Origin of the sequence: Mesorhizobium sp. M8A.F.Ca.ET.202.01.1.1 (genome assembly GCF_004791595.1) — a bacterium.
Lineage (GTDB): Bacteria > Pseudomonadota > Alphaproteobacteria > Rhizobiales > Rhizobiaceae > Mesorhizobium.
The window spans coordinates 1-314 of sequence record NZ_SRUN01000205.1; the positions used below are offsets into that span (position 1 = coordinate 1).

Sequence of the window (314 nt, forward strand, 5' to 3'; positions counted from 1 at the left end):
GTCAAACGCGACTTTCAAGCCGCCTGCCGCAAGTCAGCTTGGAAGCGCACAGCCTCGCTGACTTGATCTTCGGATACTTCAAATTGGTCTGCGACCACGCCCACACTGCCCTCTATCTTGACGGCGTGGGCTAGCCTTTCTGTTGGGATGTGGCTTTCCTGAAGAGTGGGGCGGCCAAACGAGAAGCGCGGATGGACGATAACACTTGGGGCTATCTCCTTCCGAGGATACCAAGCGACCATGTTGCCGGCCGGATCGAACACAACGTCCTCTTTGAGTGACGGCATGACGACAACCGGCATCTCAAAATTCTT

The 314-nt window shown here is 55.7% G+C and carries 1 pseudogene; it reads right to left on the reverse strand.

Annotated elements, in window-relative coordinates:
- Positions 1-14: 14 nt before the first annotated feature.
- A pseudogene (locus EN845_RS34510) lies at positions 15-314 on the reverse strand (hypothetical protein); the annotation flags it as partial.